The organism is Streptomyces sp. NPDC052687, assembly GCF_040678395.1.
Lineage (GTDB): Bacteria > Actinomycetota > Actinomycetes > Streptomycetales > Streptomycetaceae > Streptomyces.
Window position 1 is genome coordinate 1 of record NZ_JBFATR010000091.1, and the last position, 7,740, is coordinate 7,740.

Annotated in this window: 9 protein-coding genes; 7 read left to right on the top strand and 2 right to left on the bottom strand. The window is 72.9% G+C overall.

All coding sequences use genetic code 11. The features are described 5' to 3' along the window. The first annotated feature begins 556 nt into the window (after positions 1–556). From AB0K92_RS33175 to AB0K92_RS33205, 7 genes are all read left to right on the top strand, one after another. Positions 557–796: a hypothetical protein gene (locus AB0K92_RS33175; RefSeq protein ID WP_365928987.1), complete on the top strand. Its 240-nt coding sequence runs from the start codon at positions 557–559 to the stop codon at positions 794–796. A 612-nt stretch (positions 797–1,408) separates the two neighbouring features. Beyond that, complete coding sequence (locus AB0K92_RS33180) at positions 1,409–1,636, top strand: hypothetical protein (RefSeq protein WP_365928988.1); 228 nt, start codon at positions 1,409–1,411, stop codon at positions 1,634–1,636. Positions 1,637–1,836: 200 nt separating this feature from the next. After that, positions 1,837–3,750 carry an FtsK/SpoIIIE domain-containing protein gene (locus tag AB0K92_RS33185; protein WP_365928989.1) on the top strand — a complete coding sequence of 638 codons (1,914 nt, stop codon included), beginning with the start codon at positions 1,837–1,839 and terminating at the stop codon, positions 3,748–3,750. Then, positions 3,747–3,938 (top strand): hypothetical protein, encoded by a 192-nt coding sequence (locus tag AB0K92_RS33190; RefSeq protein ID WP_365928990.1) that lies wholly within the window; start codon positions 3,747–3,749, stop codon positions 3,936–3,938. Before AB0K92_RS33185 ends, AB0K92_RS33190 begins: the two co-directional genes overlap by 4 nt. A 2-nt stretch (positions 3,939–3,940) precedes the next feature. Continuing rightward, positions 3,941–4,819, top strand: coding sequence for a protein spdB (locus AB0K92_RS33195; RefSeq protein WP_365928991.1), 879 nt, complete (start codon positions 3,941–3,943; stop codon positions 4,817–4,819). After that, positions 4,816–5,019: a hypothetical protein gene (locus AB0K92_RS33200; RefSeq protein WP_365928992.1), complete on the top strand. Its 204-nt coding sequence runs from the start codon at positions 4,816–4,818 to the stop codon at positions 5,017–5,019. The genes AB0K92_RS33195 and AB0K92_RS33200 overlap by 4 nt, the downstream gene beginning before the upstream one ends. 555 nt (positions 5,020–5,574) lie before the next feature. Then, positions 5,575–6,657: a hypothetical protein gene (locus AB0K92_RS33205; protein ID WP_365928993.1), complete on the top strand. Its 1,083-nt coding sequence runs from the start codon at positions 5,575–5,577 to the stop codon at positions 6,655–6,657. 371 nt (positions 6,658–7,028) lie between these two features. On the opposite strand, the gene AB0K92_RS33210 is transcribed toward AB0K92_RS33205, so the two are convergent. Together AB0K92_RS33210 and AB0K92_RS33215 are read right to left on the bottom strand one after the other, a co-directional pair. Next, a complete protein-coding gene (locus tag AB0K92_RS33210; RefSeq protein WP_365928994.1) occupies positions 7,029–7,211 on the bottom strand; it encodes a hypothetical protein in 183 nt (60 codons plus the stop codon). A 37-nt stretch (positions 7,212–7,248) separates the two neighbouring features. Continuing rightward, positions 7,249–7,623, bottom strand: coding sequence for a hypothetical protein (locus tag AB0K92_RS33215; RefSeq protein WP_365928995.1), 375 nt, complete (start codon positions 7,621–7,623; stop codon positions 7,249–7,251). Positions 7,624–7,740 lie beyond the last annotated feature (117 nt).

Sequence of the window (7,740 nt, forward strand, 5' to 3'; positions counted from 1 at the left end):
GGTGTGCGCTTTGTGCACACCACGACTATGGCAGGGGGTGTGCGCATTGCGCAACCCCCCTCCGGGAGTGGACCTGCCGCCCGGTGCGCCGCCCCACGAGACCCGCCGCGTACGGTCGTCGGCCATGAGCACTGAGACACCCAGGGGCGCCGAGGGGGAGCCGTTGTGCGCCTGGTGCGGCGACCCGATCCGGCAGAGCGGGATCGGCCGGCGCCGCGCCTACTGCTCCCGGACGCACCGCGAGTACGCCTACCGGGCTCGGCGGGAGGAGCGGCTGAAGCTCACCGCCTATGCCAAGGGCCGGGCCGACGAGCGATCCGATTCGTCAACTGTCGTAATGCGGCGCCCGCCCGTTCCGTCAGTTGACGAAACGAAAACCGCAGGTCAGCCCCCGGCGGAGTCGCCGCCGGTTCCTGATCCGCGTATGCGCTGGGCTCACACCGGGTTCGGGATGGTGCCCCTGAGCCTGTGGGAGGACGGGGCGGAACCGAAACCCAGATGATCGCTGTCAGACCTGATCACTACGGTGGGTTGCCCAGTGATCACGGGAGGTCTGATGAGCCACCAGGATCAGGACCAGGACCAGCGGTTAGCGGCGGCGCTCGCCGGGCTGCTGCTGGTCGGGGGGACGCTGATCACGCGCGAGGAGGCCGGGCTGTGGCCCGCCGTGGCGGTCGGGATGCTGCCGGTGCTGGCCGCCTACTGGGGTCCGCCCGCCGCCCGCCGGATAGCTGCGGCCGTCGCGGTGCGGCAGATGCGCCGGCGCCTGGCCGACTACGAGCGAGGTGCCCGGTGACCGGCCACCCGACCGGGGAGAGCCGGACGCTCAGCCACGATGGCGGCGCGCTGAGCGGAGCGCCCATGACGGGCTCAGCCACATCGCGGCAGCAGCTGCTCCCCATCGGCCCAGGACGGGCGGTGCGGTCCGCTCACGCGTCCGCATCCGTGACGGCGGCGGTACGGCGCCCAGCCCCGACTCCGGCCCGGCAGACGGCCGCTCAGCGCCACCCCGCCCCCCTCCCCTCCCCGCCAGCCTGTCCACGCGCACAACAGCGATGCCCGCACCCGGCGGACGGCTGGCCACGTAAACCCCGGCGAGTAGCCGCCCTGGGCGCCCCCCTGAGCGCCTTTCAGCGACCGTCTGACCCAGAGGCCTTGGGAAGCTCCCAGAGGCCGTCAGACGGCCGTCTGTGGCCCTCCCTGGGCAAGTCCCCGCCGGAGCGCGGCCCGTGGGCGGCCGGGGAGCGGGGCGGAGACAGGAGCGGCCCGGCCGACCGGCGGGCCGCGCGGCCCCGGCAGGGGCCGCCTTGATCGAGTAGGGAAAGTTGTATCCCGCCACGCGCAACGTGATTCAGCCATTCGGGTTGCATCAGTTGCACAGGCTGAGTTGGCGTGTTAGTCTGAACGCATGACGCAGATGACACCGGCCGAACTCCGGGCCCAAGCCGAGGCGGCTCTTAAGCCGTTGGGACAGAAGCGGATCAAGCTCCTTGCTCAGCTCGAAGAGATCGACCGGGAGCTGCGTCCGTTGATCGCCGAGGCGGTTCGGATGGAGGTCCCTTACCGCCGGATCAACGAGCTATCGGGCGTCTCCCCGAACACCGCGCGAGCGTGGTCGAAACGGGAGATCAACTAGCCGCCCCTCGCGCGCGCACGCGTAGGGCCCCCTCCCCAGAAACGGGGTCAACCTGGAAACCCCCAGGTCAGACCCGGTTGCAGGGGTCAACTCGGGGACGCGGGCGCAACCGAGGCAGCAACCACCACAAAACAGGCGGGCCGGACCGCCGCTGGAACGGCAATCCGGCCCTAGATCCACGAACCCCTGGAAGGACACCCGTGGACCTGAAGGCAGTCTCTACGAAGATCGCGGACGGCTCCAAGTCGGTCGCCGTGACGATCACGAACACTCTGGACGGTCTGGCCCCGGTGTGCGCGCCGCTCGCGCTGCGCTGGGACACCGAGGCGGACCGCCGGGCCAAGCTCCGCACCCCGGAGAACCTCAAGGCCCTGATGGACGCTCAGCGGGCGTACAACAGCGCCCGCTCGACGGCCGCGACCGCGAGCGCTCAGCGCCGGGCGGCTCGCAAGGGGTCGAAGAATCCGTTCGGGACGGCTCGCAAAGCCGCGCGGACGGCGGACCGTGCAGCGGCGCAGGCCCGGACCGAGGCGCGGGCCAAGCTCAAGGAGGCGCGGCGGTCGTACCCGGCGACGCTGCGGGCTCGGGCGATCCAGGCGCACGCGGTGCACGCGGTGCCGGGCGCCGGCGCCTCGGTGCTGATGTCGACGCCGCAGGACTGGACGCTGTGGCCCGTGTCGGTGTCGGCCGGGCTGATCGTGGCGAATGTGGCCGCGCTCGCGCTCGGTCGGCGGAAGCTGACCGTGGTCGTGGACGACGGCGCCAGCCTGGAGGAGCGGCAGCTCATGGAGCGGCTGGATCCGGCGTACTGGGTGCAGCACGCCCCGGACCGTGGCTTGGGCGGCACCGTGACCGGCGTCCCCCAGCTCGGGGGCGCGGGCATTACCTGCCCCGTCCGGCTGGACGGGCAGTGGGACGTGGCGAAGCTGGCCGCTGCCGAGTCGCACATCCGGAACCTGCTGGGGTGCCGGACGGCGCTGCGGCTGCGGGTCACGGCCGGGGAGCGGGGCGGCTGGGCGGTGCTCACCCTCGGGACCCGCACGGCGGTCGACGGCGCGTCCCTGCTGTGGACCCCGGACCGGCAGGGGATCGGCCTGGACACCGGCACGGGCGAGGTGGTCACCCTCCCCCACGGCCGGAAGGTGATCGCGGGCACGTCCGGCGCGGGAAAGAGCGTGCTTCTGCGCACGATCCTCGCCCCGTACGCGCTCGACCCGCTGTCGGCGGTGATCTACCTCGACGCCAAGGGCGAGGAATCCGGCCTGTGGCGGCACTGCGCCCGCGAGGCGATCGACCCCGAGGACATCTCGGAGGTGGTGGCCGAGGTGGTGGCGGAGATGCTGGCCCGCCGCGACCTGATGCGCGAGCAGCAGATCGCCACCTGGCGCGCGACCGAGGCACGGCCCCGGCTCGTGGTCCTGGTCGACGAAGGCGCCGACCTGATGGCCATGGACTCCAAGAAGGTCCCGATCCTGCCCGGTCTGGAGCAGATCGCCCGACAGGGTCGATCGCGGCTGGTGGACCTGCTGTGGTGCACGCAGAAGCCGACCGTGGGCGAGGGCATCCCGAGCCAGATCATCGGAAACATGTCCGTGCGCGTCGTGCTCCAGACGGCGGGTCAGACCGAGACCCAGCAGATCATGGGCAAGGGCTGGCAGAACCACATGCTCCCCGGCCCCGGTCTGGCCTACGTCCGAGGCACCGGCCGGGACATGGAGCAGTCGCCCGTGGCCGTCTGGGACGCCTCGGATGACCGGCTCGTCACCAGCCTTCCCGCCCGGACTCCGTGGCGTCGCGAGGAGGCGCCTGCCGGAACGGCCGGCGGCTCCGCCCCGGCCCCGCTCCGCCTGGTCAAGGACGGCGACTACGAGTTGGCGCCGCCTCAGGTCGAGCCCGCGGCTGCGGTCCCGACCCAGCCGTCGACCAACCGCGAGCGGGTCGCGGCCGCGATCGAGGCGGGCGCCCGGACGGTGGCCGACGTCGCCCTGGTGACCGGCATCAACAAGGGCACCGTCTCCAAGGCGGTCAAGGTCCTGGTGGAGGCGGGCGAGGTGCAGCGTGCCGAGGACGGCACCCTGTCCGTCGCCACGCAGGCCGGGGAGGTGTCGGCATGACGCAGCAGGCGTTCGAACGCGCCGTGACCGGCGCCCTGGTGACCTTCGCGGTCTCGGTCGGCTGCCTCGGGCTGCTCGGGATGCTGCTGGCCGTGCTGCGGCTGGCCGCCGACACCGCGACCGCTGTCGCCGCCGCCGCCCCGGCCGGGGTGGGCGTCTCCCTCGCGATCCGCCGGAAGGGGAAGTGACCATGAGCAAGATCCGTAGGTTCGCCACGGTCGCCCCGGCGGTCGCCATGACCGTGGTGTCCATGGTCCTGACCCTCGCCGTGGTCGTGATGTGGCTCGGGGAGTCCATGCCGTGGGCGGTCGCCCTCGTCGTGGGCCTGGGCCTGGACGGCGGATGGCTCGCCACCCTCGCCTACGAACGGCGCCTCGCGGCGCAGGGTGACCACTCCCGGCCCGTGATGGCGGTCGGGTGGGGATTCGGTCTGGCCGCTACGGGCGTCCTCGTCGCCCACGCGCTCGGGGAGGACTCCCCCGGCCCGTGGCTGGCGGTCGCCTGGCTGCCCCTCGCGGCGAAAGCCCTGTGGCTCGTCCATGGGATGTGGGAGCGCACCGCGCTCACCCCGAACGCCCTGGACGCAATCCGCTCGATTCAGCAGCAGGCGCGCGACGAGGCGGCCGTGGCCCGCGCCCGGCTGAGGGCGCAGGCCGGGACGGAGATCACCCGGCTCGACGCCGTGACGGCTGCTGGGGCGCGCGTCGCACGGGTCCAGGCCGAGACCGCGGACCGGCTCGCCGGGGCGTGGGGAGTGCTGGAGGCGGCCCGCCAAGGGGACGGCACGGCACGTGCCCTGACCAGCGTGACGGCCTCCGTCACGCCCGCGTCACAGCCGTCATGGGAGCTGCCCGTCTGGGGTCCGCTGGAGCCGGTCCCGGCCATCGAGGCCCCCGCCCTCACCGACCCGGAGATCGACACGATCCTCGCCGAGATCCGGCTCACCGAGGGGGTGCCGTCCTACCGGGACGCGGCCCGGCGGTTCCGGGAGCTGGGGCACTCCGCGTCGGAGACGCGGCTGCGGGCTTCCTGGCGGCGCGTCACCGGCCGTGAGGAGGAGGCCGCATGATCCACGCTGCCTACCTCCTGTCCGTCCTGGTCGGCGTCGCGGTGCTCGCGGTCGCCCTCCGCCCCCGCCGGATCCCGGCCCCGACTCCGCCCCACCCGCCGGCGGTCTCCCCCGCCCTCCCGGCCACGGCCGCTGGTGAGGTCCGCGTGATCCTCGCCGCCGCCGCCCAGCTCGCCGCCCGACTCGACACAGCGGCCTGACCGCACGTCAAAGCCCCGCCGGATACCCGGCGGGGCTCTTTCCGGCCCTCCAAGTCACACCAGCCTCAAGGGGCCTGGGAGTGGCGGAGGGAACCTCTGGCCCGATCGGTGCCAGGATCACCACCAGCCCAAATGAGCAACGGGCCGGAGTTCGCACCTCCGACCCGTCCGCTCCCAGCTCTCGCGTCCTTCACCCGGACGAGAACAGGAACGTTGCTCGTGCCCAGAGTACGAGGCGACGCGCAGACGTCGCCACAGCGGCCCGCGCAGGTTGCGCCGCTAGCCCCCCCGCGTGAGCGGAGTGGGGCCATGATCGAGACCCTTCCCGCTGCCGCCCGTGATCTTGCTCAGCCCGTGACGGGCGGGGCGCCCGTGGGGCTTGTTACATGTGCCAAAACTCGCCGTGTAAGCGAAACCCCAGGTCAGCGGCAGGGGACCCAGCTGGCGTTCCCCACGCCCGATCTGGTCTCGGCGGCGGCCGGACTCTTCACGAAACGGTCCGGCTGGACGGGCCAGGAAGGGCCGCGTCCGTTGCTGACGGTTGCGCCGGGGGTCGTGTCCATCGCATGGCCCGACGTGGCCCGGCGGGAGCGCACGGCCGAACGTCAGCAGGCGGCAGCCCGCGAGGCGGCTTCCGCGCTGGGGCGGTACTGGGCGGAGTACGTGGGCGACCCGGCCGACCCGGAGCCGACCCGGACCGTCACCGAGTGGTCCCGCAAGTCACGCTCTCGGATGACGCGGAGGCTCGCTGAGCTGGACTACACGCCGTTGCTGAGGATGGGCCTGCGGCTGCCCATGTCGACGCTGACCTACCCCGGTGAGTGGGAGGCCGTCGCGCCCACGGGCAAGGCGGTCAAGCGGCATCTGGACCAGTGGCGCAAGCGGTTCGAACGGGCCTGGGGCTTCGCCTTCGTCGGCATCTGGAAGTTGGAGTTCCAGCGGCGGGGAGCCCCGCACATCCACCTGTGGGGGCCGGAGCCCGAGGGGACGGCCGGAGAGCTTCGGCGGCTCACCCAGCGCCGCTACCGCCCCGCTGTGGGGGACGGGCTCGCCTACCGCGAGTGGCTGTCCGTGGTGTGGGCGGACATCGTCGACCACCCGGACCCGGAGCAGAAGCGCCGGCACATCCTCGCCGGGACGGCGGTCGACTTCCGGGAGGGCGAGCGGATGCGCGACCCGAGGCGGCTCGCCGTGTACTTCACCAAGCACGGCAGCTTCAGCGCGAAGGAGTACCAGCACCGCGTACCGGAAGCCTGGTCTAAGCCGGGGGCCGGGCCGGGCCGGTTCTGGGGCTACTGGGGGCTGGACCCGGCGACGGCCGGGGTCGAGCTGGACCCGGCGGCGGCTGTGTGGGCCGGGCGGATCCTGCGCCGGTACGCCCGCGCCCAACAGGTCACCCAGCAACGGACCGTGCGCCGCGTCCGGGGCGGAGTGCCCGTGCCCACCGACCGGGTCGTCGGGCTCGCGGGCGCCCAGCTCGCCACCGCGCCTGAGCGTGTCCGCTACCGCAAGGTGCGCCGCCGGGTGACCCGGCTCGCCAACGGGCGGGGCTTCCTGTGCGTCAACGACGGGCCATCCCTGGCCGCTGAACTGGCCCGAGCCATCGACCGGCTCACCGGCCCGCCACCTGCGAACTGACCCCAGTTCGCACTAACTCGCTGATCGCTCCTGCCGGGCGTCGGCCGCGCTGTTCCCCGTGGGAACACCCAACGGCCGGCGCCCCGTCGTCGGTCGTGGCCGGGGCGGCTCCGGAGTGGCCACCCACTCGCCCGCGGCTGCCTGCTCGGCGGCTGTCGGCGAGTGCGGCGCCGGGTCCGTGGTCGTGCTCCTGGTGGTGCTCGGGCCGGTGCCTAGTGGGCGTCGCGCGGTGCTCATGACGGGAGTGTCCCGGACGCCCCACCACGTGCACGCAGAAGCCCCGCACCGGTCCGGTCCGGTGCGGGGCTTCGTGGTCGGGGGTGGGAGGGGCGGCCGGTCGCCTGGCAGTGAGTTGGCCGCCCCCCGCGCTGCTACTGGTCGCGCTGCTCGGTGCCGTGCACGTCGCCGTGGTGGGTCCCGCCGGACACGCCGTGGCTGTCGCCCAGGACGATCGAGCCGCCGAAGGTGACGCCCGCGTCCGTCACGGCCTTGATCAGCGCCTCCGGGTCGTCGCTGCTGGCCTGGTTGCCGCCGCCGAAGTTGAAGATGGCCATGGTTGGTCTCCTGTCTGGTCGGTTGGTGGGTGGGTGGTCAGACGCCGAGGTGACGGCGGCCGGAGTCGTACATGCGTCGGACGCTGGACTGCCGGTCGGCGTCGTCGAACAACGCGACGGCGATACGCCGCCACGACAGGCCGTAGTGGTCGCGGAGCTGCACGACCTGGACGGCGGCGCGGCGCTCCAGGAGCTGCGCGAGGTTCGCCGTGTGCATCGCCATCGCCGTGGCGTACTCCTCGCTCGCGGTCGGCTCGGTGTGTCCGGTCTCGCTCGCCCCGAGCGACTCCAGCGCGTAGGCGAGCTGCTCGGACTCGATCGCCTTGGCGAGGTAGCCGCGGGGGTCGTCCTCGGCCGGGCTCCACGAGATCTCGGCACGGTTCCCGGCGGTCTTCTCAACGATCACGGACATGGATGGCCTCCCCGATTCGGTCGGTGTGCGCTTTGTGCACACCACGACTATGGCAGGGGGTGTGCGCATTGCGCAACCCCCCTCCGGGAGTGGACCTGCCGCCCGGTGCGCCGCCCC

Bases quoted from the DNA above. Each gene is read 5' to 3' on its own strand.
- AB0K92_RS33195 (WP_365928991.1), top strand. From the start codon at position 3,941: ATGAGCAAGATCCGTAGGTTCGCCACGGTCGCCCCGGCGGTCGCCATG.
- AB0K92_RS33190 (WP_365928990.1), top strand. From the start codon at position 3,747: ATGACGCAGCAGGCGTTCGAACGCGCCGTGACCGGCGCCCTGGTGACC.
- AB0K92_RS33200 (WP_365928992.1), top strand. From the start codon at position 4,816: ATGATCCACGCTGCCTACCTCCTGTCCGTCCTGGTCGGCGTCGCGGTG.
- AB0K92_RS33175 (WP_365928987.1), top strand. From the start codon at position 557: ATGAGCCACCAGGATCAGGACCAGGACCAGCGGTTAGCGGCGGCGCTC.
- AB0K92_RS33180 (WP_365928988.1), top strand. From the start codon at position 1,409: ATGACGCAGATGACACCGGCCGAACTCCGGGCCCAAGCCGAGGCGGCT.
- AB0K92_RS33215 (WP_365928995.1), bottom strand. From the start codon at position 7,623: ATGTCCGTGATCGTTGAGAAGACCGCCGGGAACCGTGCCGAGATCTCG.
- AB0K92_RS33210 (WP_365928994.1), bottom strand. From the start codon at position 7,211: ATGGCCATCTTCAACTTCGGCGGCGGCAACCAGGCCAGCAGCGACGAC.